Genomic DNA, 14,549 nt, shown 5'->3' with positions numbered 1-14,549 from the left:
GAAGGGCGAGCGTATGCCGGGCGCGCGCCGTTCACAAGGTACAGATGGACCCGTGCCGGGCAGTACACCCCGTCCGCGGCGGCCCCTGGCGGCTGCGCCGCCGGCTTCCGCACCCGAAGGCCCGCGCGCGCCATGGGGATTTGGCCTACACACGGCGCCATCGGCTCGGCTCACAATGGCGGATGCGGTGGGGCTTCGCGCCCTTGCCTGGGTACGTGGCAGCCTGGCGGGCATTGGGCTCCCGGGACGGCCCCGTCGGACAGAACCAGCGGCATTGCCGCGCAAGACGTTTCAAGACCCATGCCTTTGCCCAGCCCCAACGACGACATCACGCGTGGCCTGAACCAGCGGCCCGCGAGCATTTCCCCCAAGTATTTCTACGACCAGCACGGCTCGCAGCTGTTCGAGGAAATCACCCGCCTGCCCGAGTACTACCCCACGCGCACCGAAACCGCCCTCATGCAGCAGCATGCGGCCGACATCGCGCAGGCCGTGGGCACGGGGCGCACGCTGGTGGAGCTGGGGGCTGGCAACTGCCAGAAGGCGCGCACGCTGTGCCGGCTGGTGCAGCCCGCGTGCTTCGTCGGCGTGGATATCTCGGCGGAATTCCTGCAGGCGGCGGTGCGGGGCCTGCGCGACGATTTTCCGGGGCTGGACGCGCGGGCCGTGGGCGGCGACATGACCCAGGGCGTGGCCCTGCCCGAGGACATTCCGCGCACGGGACGGCTGGTGTTCTACCCGGGCTCGTCCATCGGCAACTTCGACCCGCCGCACGCGCTGGATTTGCTGGCCCACATGCGCGAGCTGATCGACGATGACGGCGGCCTGCTCATCGGCATCGACCTGCCCAAGGACGTGGAGGTGCTGGAGGCGGCCTACGACGACGCCGCCGGCGTGACCGCCGCCTTCAACCGCAATGTGCTGCGGCATGTGAATCGATTGATCGGCAGCGATTTCGATGTGGACCAGTGGCGGCACCGGGCGTTCTTCAACCCGGGCGAGTCGCGCATCGAGATGCACCTGGAAGCGATGGCTGACTCCGAGGTGCGCTGGCCCGGTGGCGGGCGCAGGTTCGACCAGGGCGAACGCATCCACACCGAAAACAGCTACAAGTACCCGCTGCACGTGTTCACCGACATGCTGGCGCGCGCAGGCTTCTCGCAGGCCCAGGCGTGGACGGACGACCGTGGCTGGTTTGCCGTGGTGCACGCCAGACCCTGAGGGCCCGTATGACCAATATGGATTTTTGCTCCCCGCTCGCCGTGCTGCTGTCGCGCTACGGCGCTGTGCGGGATCACACCGTGGCCTTGGTGGCACCGCTGTCGGCCGAGGACTGCGGCGCGCAGTCCATGCCCGATGCCAGCCCGGCCAAATGGCACCTGGCGCACACCACCTGGTTCTTCGAGACCTTTGTGCTCGAGCCGAACGAGCCGGGCTTCGCGCCCTTCGAGCCCGCGTTCCGCGTGCTGTTCAATTCCTACTACAACGGCGTGGGCGCCAAGCACCCGCGCCCGCAGCGGGGGCTGCTGACGCGCCCGCCGCTGGACGAGGTGCTGGCCTACCGCGCCGATGTGGACCGGCGGATGGCGCGCCTGGTGCCCGCCGTGCTGCAGAACGCCACGCTGTGTGCGCTGATCGAGCTGGGCCTGCAGCACGAGCAGCAGCACCAGGAACTGCTGGTGACGGACATCAAGCACCTGCTGTCGTGCAACCCTGTGCATCCCGCCTATGGCGCCGCCGTGGTGCCCGTCGGCGACCAGGCGCTCGTACCGGCGGCCAGGCCCCTGGGCTGGCGGCATCTGGAAGGCGGGCTGGTGGAGGTGGGCCATGGCGGAGACGGCTTCGCCTTCGACAACGAAAGCCCTCGCCACCGCGCCTACCTGGCGCCGTACGCACTGGCCTCGCGGCTGGTGACCAACGCGGAATGGATGGCCTTCGTGGAAGGTGGGGGCTACGACAACCCCGCCCACTGGCTGGCCGAAGGCTGGGACTGGCGCGTGGCCCAGGGGCTTCGGCACCCCTTGTACTGGCACCGGCGGGACGACGGCGCCTGGCACGAGTTCACCCTGGCGGGCCTGCGGCCCGTGCAGAGCGCGATGCCGGTTGTGCACCTGTCGTACTACGAAGTGGACGCCTATGCGCGCTGGGTGGGCGCACGCCTGCCCACGGAAGCCGAATGGGAGCATGCCGCGCAGACCGCAGGGACAACTGGCGCGCATGGCCTGGAGCAGCTGTTCGGCGCGGCCTGGCAATGGACGCAGTCGAGCTACGCCGCCTACCCAGGCTTTCGCACGGCCGACGGCGCCGTGGGCGAGTACAACGGCAAGTTCATGGTCAACCAGTACGTGCTGCGCGGCAGCTCCTGCGCCACGCCGCCCGGGCATGCGCGCAGCACCTACCGCAACTTCTTCCCGGCCACGGCCCGCTGGCAGTACACGGGTGTGCGGCTGGCTCGTGACGCATGAGCGGCTTTGCGGCGGTATCTGGCGCGCTCAGGGTTCCATGCGGAAGGTGTGCTGCAGCACCAGGCGGGCGGGCTCCCCATTGCGCAGCAGCGGCGCAAATTTCCAGCGGCGCACCGCATCGATCGCCGGCTTGTGCAGCGCATCCTCCCCCGTTCCTGACAGCACGCGCGCGGTGCCGACCAGCCCGCTGGGCATGATCTCGAACGACACCGTCACATCGCCGCGCGCTTTGAGCGAGGTGTCATTCAGGAGGAAGGACGGGTAGCGCGGCAGCGGTGCCTCCAGCAGCGTCAAAGGCGCATCCAGCGGAGGCGAAACCTGCTTTTGCAGCAGTTGCTCGTCCTCCTTCTGGCGGAAGCTGGTGACGTGGGATTCGGTCACATCCACTCCGCGCGGCGGGATGGATGATGTGGAGCTGCAGCCGGCCAGAATCAGCAGGCCGAGAGTGACCGGGGCAAGAGGGGATAGGCGGGACATGGCGATCTTGAATCAGGGAGCGCCCCGCGATTCGCGGGGCAGGTCCTCCAGTATCCCGCAACTGGCGCCGGCTGTTGCCGTACGCTCAGACAGCCTCGAGTGCCTGCACCAGGTCGGCCTGCAGATCATCGACGTGCTCGATGCCCACCGACAGCCGCACCATGCTCTCGCTCACCCCCGCCTTGGCCAGCTCTTCGGGGTTGAGCTGGCGGTGCGTGGTCGATGCGGGGTGCGTGGCCAGCGATTTCGCGTCGCCGATGTTCACCAGGCGGGTGAAGAGCTGCAGCGCGTCGAGGAAGCGTGCACCCGCAGCGCGCGGGTCGGCGTCGGTGCTCTTGAGGCCAAAGCTCAGGATGCCGGATGCCTTGCCGCCCGACTGCCGCTGCACCAGCGCGTGGTCCGGGTGGTCGGGCAGGCCGGCGTAGCGCACCCATTCCACCTTGGGGTGGCCCTGCAGGTACTTCGCCAGCGCCAGCGTGTTGTCGCAGATGCGGTCCATGCGCAGGGCCAGGGTCTCGATGCCCTGCAGGATCAGGAAGGCGCTTTGCGGCGACAGGGCCGCGCCGGTGTTGCGCAGCGGCACCACGCGCGCGCGGCCGATGAAGGCGGCGGGGCCCAGGGCTTCGGTGTAGACCACGCCGTGGTAGCTCACATCGGGCTCGTTCAGGCGTGGGAAGCGGGCCTTGTGCTCGGCCCACGGGAACTTGCCGCTGTCCACGATGGCGCCGCCCACGCTGTTGCCGTGGCCGCCCAGGTACTTGGTGAGCGAATGCACCACGATGTCGGCGCCATGCTCGATGGGGCGCAGCAGGTAGGGGCTGGGCACGGTGTTGTCCACGATCAGCGGAATGCCGTGCGCATGGGCCACATCGGCCAGCGCGCGGATGTCGGTCACGTTGCCCAGCGGGTTGCCGATGGATTCGATGAAGATCGCCTTGGTGCGCGCGTCGATGTGCTGCGCGAAGCTGGCCGGGTCGCGCGGGTCGGCAAAGCGGGTGGTGATGCCCTGCTGCGGCAGGGTGTGGGCAAACAGGTTGTAGGTGCCGCCATACAGCGTGCTGGCCGACACGATGTTGTCGCCTGCCTCGGCAATGGTCTGGATGGCATAGGTGATGGCCGCCATGCCCGAGGCCACGGCCAGCGCGGCGATGCCGCCTTCGAGCGCCGCGACGCGCTTTTCGAGCACGTCGGTGGTGGGGTTCATGATGCGGGTGTAGATGTTGCCCGGCACCTTCAAATCGAACAGGTCGGCGCCATGCTGGGCGCTGTCAAACGCGTAGGCCACCGTCTGGTAGATGGGCACGGCCACGGCCTTGGTGGTGGGGTCGGGGCTGTAGCCAGCGTGTACGGCCAGGGTCTCGATTCTCATGAAGGCTGTCTCTTTCGTTGAAGGGAAGGGAGTGGCACCACCGGGCTCCACGCATGGCTGGGCGTTGCCGATGTGCCGATGGCGCGGGCCATTCTGGCACTGCTGGCCCGTGGCGTCATCGAATCGTTGGCTATGTGCTTATGACGTTCTTGTGCGCCGTGGGCTCTTTCAGTCAGAAGGCTCGTCCATGGCGCTGTCCATGGGCTCTGGGGTGGTGCGCCGCGCCTGCTGGCTGCGGCGCCAGGCCTTCTCGATTTCCACCACTACCAGCACCACCAGCGCGGCGCCAATGCACAGCGCCAGCTCGCCCAGGCTCAGCGGCTCGGTGCGGAAGATGGGGTTGAGCCAGGGCACGTAGATGGTGGCCATCTGCAGCGCAAAGGTGAGCAGCACGGCGTAGAGCAGCGGGCGGTTGCTCAGCAGGCCCAGGCGCCAGATGGGTTCGGATTCGGAGCGGATGGCGATGACATGCGCCATCTGCGCGAGCGTGAGCACCGTGAACACCATGGTCTGCCAGTGCGCGTGGCCGGTGTGCAGGGCCCAGGCCTGCACCGCCAGGCACAGCCCGCCGATGAGCAGGCCCACGCCCAATATGTGCTGCCACATGCCATGCGCAAACAGGCTCTCGCGCGGCGCACGGGGCGGGCGCTGCATGATGCCGCGCTCGGCCGGTTCGGCCGCCAGCGCCAGGCCGGGCAGGCCGTCTGTGACCAGGTTGACCCACAGGATGTGGATGGGCAGCAACGGAATGGGCAGCAGCAACAGCGGCGCGAGGAAGATGGTCCAGATCTCGCCCGAGTTGCCCGTCATCGCGTAGCGCACGAACTTGCGGATGTTGTCGTAGATGCGGCGGCCTTCGCGCACGGCCGCGACGATGGTGGCGAAGTTGTCGTCCAGCAGCACCAGGCTCGATGCCTCGCGCGCCACGTCGGTGCCGCCCTGGCCCATGGCCACGCCGATGTCGGCGCGCTTGAGCGCCGGGGCATCGTTCACGCCATCGCCCGTCATGGCGACGAAGTGGCCCTGGGCCTGCAGCGCCTCGACGATGCGGATCTTCTGCGCCGGGTCCACGCGGGCGTACACCTGCACCTGCTCCACCTTCGCCCGCAGCGCGGCGTCGTCGAGTGTTGCAAGGTCGGCGCCGGTGAGCACCGGGGCATCGGCACTGCGCACGATACCCAGCCGGTGCGCAATGGCGCGCGCGGTGGCGGGGTGGTCGCCCGTGATCATCACCGGCGTGATGCCCGCGCTGACGCAGTCGCGCACGGCGGCCTGCGCCTCCGCGCGGGGCGGGTCGATGAGGGCGATCAGGCCCAGCAGCTCCAGTTGGTTTTCCACGGCGTCGATGTCATTGGTGTCGGGCAGGCGCGCGTGGCCGCGCCGGGCCAGCGCCAGCACGCGCAGGCCCTGGCCAGCGAGTTGCTGCGCGGCGGCCAGCATGGCGGCGGCATCCAGGGCGGCAGTGCCTTCGAGCACCCAGTGGGCGGTGCAGCGGGGCAGCACCGATTCGGGCGCGCCCTTGGTATAGGCCACGTAGCCGTCCGCCACGCGGTGGAAGGTGGTCATGCGCTTGCGGTCGGAGTCGAACGGCTGCTCCTGCACGCGAGGGAACTCGATGTCGAGCAGGGCCTTGTCCATCCCGCCGGAGCGGGCTGCCAGCACCAGTGCGGTTTCGGTGGGGTCCCCCAGCCACTGCGTGCCTGGGGCGTCGCCATCGCTTCGCGCCTGTAGCGTGGCGTCGTTGCACAGCGCGGCGGCGCGCAAGGCCTCGGCATGGGCGGGGCCGGGCAGGGGGTCGCCGGGCACCCAGCGCACACCGTGGGCCAGCAGCAGCTCGGCATGCATGCGGTTTTGCGTCAGGGTGCCGGTCTTGTCCGAGCAGATGGTGGTGACCGAGCCGAGCGTCTCCACCGAGGGCAATCGCCGCACCAGCGCATGCACGGCCACCATGCGGCGCGCGCCCAGTGCCAGCAGCACGGTGACCACCGCAGGCAGGGCCTCGGGGATGGCGGCCACGGCTAGGCTGATGGCAGTGAGGGCCATCAGCAACGGTGCCTCACCGCGCAAAACACCCACCACAAAGATCACCGCGCAGATGCCCAGCACCGCAATCGCCAGGCGCTTGCCAAAGGCCGCCAGGCGCAACTGCAGCGGGGTGCTGCGGTCGCCCGCGTCGAGCAGCGTGGCCACCTTGCCCAGCTCGGTGTGCATGCCGGTAGCCACCACCAGGCCGCGTGCCCGGCCATGCGTGGCGGTGGTGCCCTTGAAGGCCATGTTGGTGCGGTCGCCCAAGGCGCCCACGTCCTCGGCCGCCAGGGCTTCGGTCTGCTTGGCCACGGTGACGGACTCGCCCGTGAGGGCGGATTCATCCACCTGCAGCTGCGCGATCTCGATCAGCCGCAGATCGGCCGGGATCTGGTTGCCCGCCTCCAGCAGCACGATGTCACCCGGCACCAGCGCCCTGGCGGGCACCACCTGCACGGCTCCGCTGCGCAGCACCGTGGCGTGCGCCGCCGCCAGCTGGCGCAGCGCGGCCATGGCCTGGTCGGCGCGCCAGGCCTGCACAAAGCCGATGACGGCGTTGAGCACCACGATGACGAGGATGACCAGCGTGTCGGTGACCTCGCCCACCAGGCCCGAGATGATGGCCGCACCCAGCAGCACCAGCACCATGAAGTCCTTGAACTGGTCGGCCAGCAGGCGCCACCAGGGGCGGTCTTGCCCTGCCGCCAGTTCGTTGGCTCCGTGGATGGCGCTGCGGCGCAGGGCTTCGTCGGCGTGCAGGCCTGCGTCAGGGTTGACGCCATGGGCCTGGGCCACGGCCTCGGTGGGGTGCAGGTGCGGGGCGGTGGATGGGGACATGCGGCGATCGGTGAGACGGGCCGCACGCCCGCGCAAGGACTTCTTCGGCCTTGCCTTAGTGCGCGACTTGCGGCCGGGCTTTGTAGAACTGGAGCGGGGCTTCCGGCACCTGGTTCAGCACCTGGCGCTTGATCTTGCCCACCACGTGCATTTCACAGGGCTTGCAGTCAAAGCGCAAGGTCAGCTTTTCCTTGCCGTTGATCAACATCAAGGGTTCGGCCTTGATGGTGCCCTGCACACCCGTCACGCCCTTGGCCTGCTTGGGGCAGAGGCTCATGCTGAAGCGCACGCAGTGCTTGGTGATCATGAGGCTGACTTCGCCTTCTTCCTCGTGCGCCTCGTAGGCCGCATCGATCACCTTGACGCCGTGGCGCACGTAAAAATCGTGCGCCTTGTGGTTGAACACGTTGCCCAGAAAGCTCAGCGTGTCCTCGGGGTAGGGCGCTGGCGGCTCGATGGGCGTGGCGCGCTGCAGGCGCTCGAAGTTGCGCGCGCGGTTTGCTTCCAGGTCGGCCAGCGCATCGCGGCGCAGCGCGTTGAGCACCGAGGCGGGCACGAACCAGGGCTGTGACAGTTGCAGCGCAATGTCGTGAACCGCGAAGATGGTGGCGCCGAAGCGGCCCAGTTGCTCGCGCAGGCTGGCTTCGGCCTTGGCGGCATCGGTGGCAGGCTGGTGCGGCTGCTGCACATCAGTACAGCCCACGTTGCCATCCTCGTCGGTCAGCATCAGGCTGAAGCCGCAAGGCGTTTCGCTCAGGTGCGCCCACAGGCCGATGCGGCGGTCGCTGGACTTTTTCTCCAGCGTGCGCACCCAGTCCATGTCGCGGTTTCGGTTGACCTCGGTGCCCTTGCGCAGGTCCTTGAAGCCTTCCATCGGGTCCTTGGGGTACACGCGCCACTGGCCCACGCTGCGCGCTGACACGGGCTCGGCCACGTTGATGGCCATGCCCACCAGCTCCTTGTGCAGGTCGTAGTAGCACAGGCCGTCGCCGTTGTGCAGCACGGTGGCGGGGTCGCTCACCTCCAGTTCCACGAAGTCGGGCCCTACCTTGGTCACCCAGCCGATGGGCTGGCCCGGGTTCTTGGGGGTGTCGAACGCGCCGATGTCTTCCTTGCGGCCGGTCACGAAGTAGTCGGTGAACTCGCGGTTGAAGTTCTGCAGCGGGTCGGGCGTGAAGGTGAAGGTGGTACGCCCGCTCGAGGACCGGCCCAGCGGCCGACCTTGCGCCTCGCGCTCTTCCAGGATCTCGTCGATCAGCGTGCGGTAGTGGGCGGTGATGTTCTTCACATAGCCCATGTCCTTGTAGCGCCCTTCGATCTTGAAGCTGCGCACGCCGGCGTCGATGAGCGCGCGCAGGTTGTCGCTCTGGTTGTTGTCCTTCATGGAGAGCACGTGCTTGTCGTGCGCGATGAAGCGGCCCTGCGCGTCGGTCACCTGGTAGGGCAGGCGGCAGGCCTGGCTGCAGTCGCCCCGGTTGGCGCTGCGGCCGGTCTGCGCATGGCTGATGTTGCACTGGCCGCTGTAGGCCACGCACAGCGCGCCGTGGATGAAGAACTCGATGTTGGCGCGGCCTGGGGCATCCACCGGCCCCAGCGCCTTGTGCACGGCGGCGATCTGCTGCACCGTGAGCTCGCGCGCCAGCACGATCTGCGAGAGGCCCGCGTCCTGCAGAAAGCGCGCCTTTTCGGGCGTGCGGATGTCGGTCTGGGTGCTGGCGTGCAGCTGGATGGGCGGCAGGTCGATTTCGAGCAGGCCCATGTCCTGGATGATGAGTGCATCGGCCCCGGCCTCGTACACCTGCCAGGCCATTTTGCGCGCGGCCTCCAGTTCGTCGTCGCGCAGGATGGTGTTGAGCGTGATGAAGATGCGGCTGTTGAAGCGGTGCGCGTGCTTCACCAGGCGCTCGATGTCGCGGATGTCGTTGCCCGCGCTGGCGCGTGCGCCAAAGGCCGGGCCGCCGATGTAGACGGCGTCGGCGCCGTGGTTGATGGCTTCGATGCCGATGTCGGCGTCGCGCGCGGGCGAGAGCAGTTCGAGCTGGTGGGGCAGGAGGGACATGGGGCGTGATTATTTCAGTTTCGCCATGCCGTGGAGCATCCCTCGGGTATCGAGCACGGGGGCACGGACCTGCGTGACCGGGCGTTGTAGCGCTTCGGTCTGGTACAAAGGGCGCGGCGGGCTGCACTTGCGCCGCGCCTGTGTCCGCTGACCCACTTCCCTCCAATCCCGCCGGCGCAGCCGGTCAACGAGTGAAAAGGACTGTGATGAGTACCTCCCGCAAGAAGAAGCCCACCCAGCTGAAACTGTCTATCAACGACCTCGACTTCTACTACCTGCCAACGCGGATCAGCCTGCCTGGCGTGCGACACAGCGACCTGCACTGCACCATCGATTGCTCGTGGTTCTTCTCGAATGGCGGCGCCCACATGGGATTTGTACTGGACTGCGAAGGCGGGCAGGGCAGCTACAACCCCCATTGCGGCCCGATTTACCGCCATGGCGAGAACCTTTGGTCGGAAGGCAGAGGATTCATCTTTTTCTCGGACGGCACCATCATGGCCGAGCGATGGAATGGCACAGCCATGCCGGGACTGGTGACGGTGGCGAACACATCGGGCGCTACGTACAACCCGGTCACGCATCCAGTGATCACGGTCCACATTCAGGCGGGATACAGGGTCGGTGCATTTGCAGACAGGATGCGCATGGTGATCCACCAGGGCATCACGGTCGACGGCCCAGTCCTTTTTGAGGGAGAAGTGTCAGGAGCCGGATGGGGCTGGGACTGGACGGGGACACACAAGGCAGCCATCGCTGGCATCGGCCCCCACTTCGTTACCCCCAACGACACGGGCTGCGTGGAGGAGCGTGTCCCGCGCGATGCGCCCAATGCCGCTCTTCCATTCACGAACTTCAAGTTGCGACTGGCGCCCGGCTGAGCGCCCGCCCCTGGCTGGAGGCGGAGCGGGTCCAGTCTGCCAGGAGGTGGCGCTGGTCGCGGCATTAGCCGATTTAATGCCCCACCAAATTGCTATGTCTGCATAGCAATTGCCTGAAAAAGGGAGTGAGGGTGGCTAGGATGCGGTCCAGGCCGCCCCAAAATGGTGCGTCCGATCTCGCCCCTGCCACTCCTGGAGACTTTTACCGTGCTTCGTGCTTCCCGTCTGCGTCGTCCCCTCTCTTTCCCCCTGTCCCTGGTGCAGTTTGCCGCTGTGTCCGCGTGTGTCGCCGCTGCTGGCGCCGCCGCAGCGCAGGAGGTGCAAACCGTCAAGATCGCCCACGCGGGTCCGGTGTCGGGCGGCATCGCCCACATCGGCAAGGACACCGAGAACGGCGTGCGCCTGGCGGTGGACGACCTGAACGCCCAGAACCTGGTCATCGGCGGCAAGAAGATCAAGTTCGAGCTGGCGGCCGAAGACGATGCCGGCGACCCGCGCCAGGCCACGGCCGTGGCGCAAAAGCTGTGCGACCAGAAGGTGGCGGGCGTGGTCGGCCACCTGCAGTCGGGCACGTCCATTCCTGCGGCGGCCGTCTATGACAAGTGCGGCGTGCCCCACATCACCGCCGCCGCCACCAACCCGGACCTGACCAAGCCCGGCTACAAGACCACCTACCGCCTGATCGCCAACGACAACGCGTTGGGCGCGGCGCTGGCACTGTTCTCGGCCGACCACTTGAAGCTCAAGAGCGTGGCCATCATCGACGACCGCACCGCGTATGGCCAGGGCGTGGCCTCGGTGTTCAAGGCCACCGCCCTGCAAAAGGGCCTGAAGGTGGTGGGCGAGGAATTCACCAACGACAAGGCCACCGACTTCATGGCCATCCTCACGGCCATCAAGAACAAGAAGCCCGACGCGATCTTCTACGGCGGCCTGGACGCGCAGGCCGGCCCCATGCTGCGCCAGATGGAGCAGCTGGGCCTGGGCAACGTGAAGTTCTTCGGCGGCGATGCGCTGTGCACCGAGAAGCTGCCCGAGCTGTCGGGCAAGAGCCCTGCGCTCAAGAACGTGACCTGCGCCACGGGCGGCGCCTCGGTCGACAAGATGCAGGGCGGGGCGGACTGGAAGAAGCGCTACGACGCCAAGTTCCCCGGCCAGTTCCAGATCTACAGCCCGTACGCCTACGACGCGGCCATGGTGCTGGCCGATGCGATGAAGCGCGCCAACTCGGTGGACCCCAAGGTGTACATCCCCTTCATCGGCAAGACCGAGTACAAGGGCGTGACCGCCAACATCGCCTTCACGGCCAAGGGCGAGCTGACCACGCCCGCCGTGACGCTGTACACCTACAAGGACGGCAACCGCGTGGCGCTCAACTGAGCACCGCGGGCACGGCCCGCCACCGCTACGGCCGCCCCGCGCGGCCGTTTTTCATGGGGGTGCCCACGGCGGTTTGCCATTACAGTCGGGCCGGTAGCAAGCCGGGCAGGGCGGTCCCGCCGGCTGTGGTCCGGGCACCCCGCCCGCCAAGGAGTCTTTTCATGCGTGCTGTAGTGGGTCTGGCCGGGCTGGTTGTGGCGCTGGCCGTGGTGGGTGTCCTTGCCAGAAAGCAGCTGTCCGCCGTCCGCACGCCCGTGCCGTCGCTGCAGACAGCAGCGCCGGCCGGCGGTGCCCCGGCTTCGGCGGCGCAGCCGGCCACGGTGCGCGACCAGAGCCAGCAGATCCAGCAGCAGGTCAAGCAGCAGAGGGAAGGCCTGATGCAGCAGGCGCGGCCCATCCCGGACGATGAAAAATAGGATGAAATGGGCTGCTGGCGCTTATCCTTCAAGCGCTGGTAGCTATTGTTTGTATAGCAATGACTCCTGACCAAGACGCGCACTGGATGCGCCTGGCCCTGGCCGAGGCGCAAGTCGCCGTGCGCGCCGGCGAGGTGCCCGTGGGGGCCATCGTGGTCAAGGATGGCCAGGTGATCGCCACCGGCCGCAACGCGCCGGTCGAGGGGCACGACCCCACGGCCCACGCCGAGATCGTGGCCCTGCGCGCGGCGGCGCGGCGGCTGGGCAACTACCGGTTGGACGGCTGCAGCCTGTATGTCACGCTGGAGCCGTGTGCCATGTGCAGTGGGGCCATGCTGCATGCGCGCCTGGCGCGCGTGGTGTACGGCGCCGCAGATCCCAAGACGGGTGCGGCGGGCTCGGTGCTGAACCTGTTTGGCCATGCCGAGCTGAACCACCAGACCCAGGTGCGGGGCGGGGTGCTGGCCGACGAGTGCGGCGGCCTGCTCAGCGGCTTCTTCCGGCAGCGCCGCCATCAACAACGCACCGAGGCACTGGCCCGCCATCCGCTGCGCGACGACGCCCTGCGCACGCCCGATGCCGTCTTCGCGGATCTGCCCGGCTACCCCTGGGCACCGCGCTACCTGAGCGACCTGCCCAGCCTGGCCGGCCTGCGTTTGCACTACCTGGACGAAGGCCCGCAGGACGCGCCGCGCACCTGGCTGTGCCTGCACGGCAACCCGGCCTGGAGCTACCTGTACCGGCGCATGCTGCCCGTGTTCCTCTCGGCCGGGGACCGCGTGGTCGCGCCCGACCTGATTGGCTTTGGCAAGAGCGACAAGCCCAAGAAAGAGTCGGCGCACCAGTTCGAATGGCACCGCCAGGTGCTGCTGGAACTCATCGGGCGGCTGGACCTGCGCAACGTGGTGCTGGTGGTGCAGGACTGGGGCGGCATCCTGGGCCTGACGCTGCCCATGGCCTGCCCCGAGCGGTTTGTGGGCCTGCTGGTGATGAACACGGTGCTGGCCACGGGTGATGCGCCGCTGCCCGCCGGATTCCTCGATTGGCGTGCGATGTGCCGCGACAAGCCGCTGTATGGCGTGGGGCGCCTGCTGGCGCGCGGCAACCCGCACTTGGCCGGGGCGGAGTGTGCCGCCTACGACGCGCCGTTCCCCGACAAGGGCTACCGCGCCGCGCTGCGCGCCTTTCCTGAACGCGTGCCGGCATCGGAGGAGGCGCCGGGGGCCGCGCTGTCGCGCCAGGCGCGTGATTTCTGGCAGCAGCGGTGGCAGGGCCGGAGCCTGATGTTCATTGGCGACAAGGACCCGGTGCTCGGGCCCGCCACCATGCACGATCTGCACCGCCACATTCGCGGTTGCCCCGCGCCCACCGTGCTGGCCGACGCCGGGCACTTCGTGCAGGAGCATGGCGAGCCGATCGCGCGGCAGGCTGTGGAATACTTCTCGTTTCCCGGCGCCGGCCGTGCCACCGGCTGACATGGCGCCAGACGGACTCTCTTTTTGACGGAGCAGGCCCCTTCACGGCCTGAGCGCTTTGCAAGACCATTCACACGATCATCCCGATCACGACCATTCCCAGTGCAGCCACGACCACGGCCCCAAGCACATCTACATCTATTCGCCGTCGAGCGCCGTGCAGGACAAGGCCGCCTTCAAGCGCGGCCTCGCCCGGCTGAAGGCCCTGGGCCATGAGGTCGAGGTGGATGCGGACGCCCTGGCCGTGCACACCCGCTTCGCGGGCGACGACGCCACCCGCCTGGCCGCCATCCACCGTGCCGCGGCCAGCGGCGCCGATGTGGCGCTGATCTCGCGCGGCGGCTACGGGCTGTCGCGCATCCTGCCGGGCATCCGCTACAAGGCGGTGGCCAAGGCGATCGCGGGCGGCACGCGCTTCGTGGGCGTGAGCGACTTCACCGCCTTCCAGACCGCGCTGCTGGCCAAGACGGGCGCCACGTCATGGGCCGGCCCTTCGCTGGGCGCCGACTTTGGCGTGGCCGGCGAGCCCGACGACATCATGGAGGCCTGCTTCGACGATTTGCTGACCGGCCATGGCGAAGGCACGGGCTGGCGCATGAACAATGAAAAGCCCGACGCCGCCACGGGCAAGCCGGCCGTCCCCAATGTCTACGTGAAAAGCGCCACGCTGTGGGGCGGCAACCTGGCGGTGCTGGCTTCGCTGGTGGGCACGCCGTACCTGCCGGCCATCAAGGGTGGCGTGCTGTTCCTGGAAGACGTGCACGAGCACCCCTACCGCATCGAGCGCATGCTCACCCAGCTGCTGCACGCCGGCGTGCTGGCCCAGCAGAAGGCCGTGGTGCTGGGGCAGTTCACCAACTTCAAGCTCGCGCCGCACGACAAGGGCTACAAGCTGCAGTCGGTGGTGGACTGGCTGCGCACGCAGATCAAGGCGCCCGTGCTCACGAACCTGCCCTTCGGCCATGTGGCGACCAAGGTGCTGCTGCCCGTGGGGAGCACGGTATCGCTGTCGGTGGAAGGGCGGGATGCGCTGATCTACTGGGGACACCAGCACTGATTCGGTGCTGCCTTCAATCGCCTGCCTCTGGATTCCTGCCCGCTGGGCCCAGGGGATGCCGGGCGGTATGGCACCTGCCAGCGGCGGGTGACCGCCTGGGCTGGGGCT

At 68.1% G+C, this 14,549-nt stretch carries 11 protein-coding genes; 7 read left to right on the top strand and 4 right to left on the bottom strand.

Annotated elements, in window-relative coordinates:
* Positions 1–300 precede the first annotated feature (300 nt).
* Complete coding sequence (gene egtD / locus AC3RCE_RS15830; RefSeq protein WP_218294574.1) at positions 301–1,221, top strand: L-histidine N(alpha)-methyltransferase; 921 nt, start codon at positions 301–303, stop codon at positions 1,219–1,221.
* An 8-nt stretch (positions 1,222–1,229) separates the two neighbouring features.
* Positions 1,230–2,465, top strand: coding sequence for an ergothioneine biosynthesis protein EgtB (gene egtB / locus AC3RCE_RS15825; protein ID WP_492253440.1), 1,236 nt, complete (start codon positions 1,230–1,232; stop codon positions 2,463–2,465).
* 27 nt (positions 2,466–2,492) lie between these two features.
* Here the strand turns inward: egtB and AC3RCE_RS15820 are convergent, their stop codons facing one another.
* The 4 genes from AC3RCE_RS15820 to AC3RCE_RS15805 all read right to left on the bottom strand — a co-directional run bounded on the left by AC3RCE_RS15820 (position 2,493) and on the right by AC3RCE_RS15805 (position 9,232).
* Positions 2,493–2,942 carry an energy transducer TonB gene (locus AC3RCE_RS15820; protein ID WP_218294576.1) on the bottom strand — a complete coding sequence of 150 codons (450 nt, stop codon included), beginning with the start codon at positions 2,940–2,942 and terminating at the stop codon, positions 2,493–2,495.
* Between the two features lie 85 nt (positions 2,943–3,027).
* Positions 3,028–4,311, bottom strand: coding sequence for an O-acetylhomoserine aminocarboxypropyltransferase/cysteine synthase family protein (locus tag AC3RCE_RS15815; RefSeq protein ID WP_492253439.1), 1,284 nt, complete (start codon positions 4,309–4,311; stop codon positions 3,028–3,030).
* A gap of 168 nt (positions 4,312–4,479) precedes the next feature.
* Positions 4,480–7,173 (bottom strand): cation-translocating P-type ATPase, encoded by a 2,694-nt coding sequence (locus tag AC3RCE_RS15810; RefSeq protein ID WP_492253438.1) that lies wholly within the window; start codon positions 7,171–7,173, stop codon positions 4,480–4,482.
* Between the two features lie 55 nt (positions 7,174–7,228).
* Positions 7,229–9,232: a peptidase U32 family protein gene (locus AC3RCE_RS15805; RefSeq protein WP_218294579.1), complete on the bottom strand. Its 2,004-nt coding sequence runs from the start codon at positions 9,230–9,232 to the stop codon at positions 7,229–7,231.
* A 206-nt stretch (positions 9,233–9,438) separates the two neighbouring features.
* Here AC3RCE_RS15805 and AC3RCE_RS15800 point away from each other — a divergent pair, with 206 nt between their 5' ends.
* From AC3RCE_RS15800 to AC3RCE_RS15780, 5 genes are all read left to right on the top strand, one after another.
* Complete coding sequence (locus tag AC3RCE_RS15800) at positions 9,439–10,113, top strand: hypothetical protein (RefSeq protein ID WP_218294580.1); 675 nt, start codon at positions 9,439–9,441, stop codon at positions 10,111–10,113.
* Between the two features lie 207 nt (positions 10,114–10,320).
* Positions 10,321–11,493 (top strand): branched-chain amino acid ABC transporter substrate-binding protein, encoded by a 1,173-nt coding sequence (locus tag AC3RCE_RS15795; protein ID WP_370627839.1) that lies wholly within the window; start codon positions 10,321–10,323, stop codon positions 11,491–11,493.
* 161 nt (positions 11,494–11,654) lie between these two features.
* Positions 11,655–11,909: a hypothetical protein gene (locus AC3RCE_RS15790; RefSeq protein WP_492253437.1), complete on the top strand. Its 255-nt coding sequence runs from the start codon at positions 11,655–11,657 to the stop codon at positions 11,907–11,909.
* Between the two features lie 59 nt (positions 11,910–11,968).
* Positions 11,969–13,384: a tRNA adenosine(34) deaminase TadA gene (gene tadA / locus AC3RCE_RS15785; protein ID WP_492253436.1), complete on the top strand. Its 1,416-nt coding sequence runs from the start codon at positions 11,969–11,971 to the stop codon at positions 13,382–13,384.
* Between the two features lie 58 nt (positions 13,385–13,442).
* Entirely contained in the window at positions 13,443–14,441 is a 999-nt protein-coding gene (locus tag AC3RCE_RS15780; protein ID WP_218294583.1) for an LD-carboxypeptidase, read from the top strand.
* The last annotated feature ends 108 nt before the right edge of the window (positions 14,442–14,549 follow it).

Source organism: Acidovorax sp. GW823-FHT05D11, from assembly GCF_058795695.1.
Note: the sequence above shows the minus strand (reverse complement) of the source record. Positions and strands in the feature narration are given on the sequence as shown.

Excerpts from the sequence above, each read along its gene's own strand:
- egtD (WP_218294574.1), top strand. The coding sequence starts at position 301 with ATGCCTTTGCCCAGCCCCAACGACGACATCACGCGTGGCCTGAACCAG.
- egtB (WP_492253440.1), top strand. The coding sequence starts at position 1,230 with ATGACCAATATGGATTTTTGCTCCCCGCTCGCCGTGCTGCTGTCGCGC.
- AC3RCE_RS15820 (WP_218294576.1), bottom strand. The coding sequence starts at position 2,942 with ATGTCCCGCCTATCCCCTCTTGCCCCGGTCACTCTCGGCCTGCTGATT.
- AC3RCE_RS15815 (WP_492253439.1), bottom strand. The coding sequence starts at position 4,311 with ATGAGAATCGAGACCCTGGCCGTACACGCTGGCTACAGCCCCGACCCC.
- AC3RCE_RS15810 (WP_492253438.1), bottom strand. The coding sequence starts at position 7,173 with ATGTCCCCATCCACCGCCCCGCACCTGCACCCCACCGAGGCCGTGGCC.
- AC3RCE_RS15805 (WP_218294579.1), bottom strand. The coding sequence starts at position 9,232 with ATGTCCCTCCTGCCCCACCAGCTCGAACTGCTCTCGCCCGCGCGCGAC.
- AC3RCE_RS15800 (WP_218294580.1), top strand. The coding sequence starts at position 9,439 with ATGAGTACCTCCCGCAAGAAGAAGCCCACCCAGCTGAAACTGTCTATC.
- AC3RCE_RS15790 (WP_492253437.1), top strand. The coding sequence starts at position 11,655 with ATGCGTGCTGTAGTGGGTCTGGCCGGGCTGGTTGTGGCGCTGGCCGTG.
- tadA (WP_492253436.1), top strand. The coding sequence starts at position 11,969 with ATGACTCCTGACCAAGACGCGCACTGGATGCGCCTGGCCCTGGCCGAG.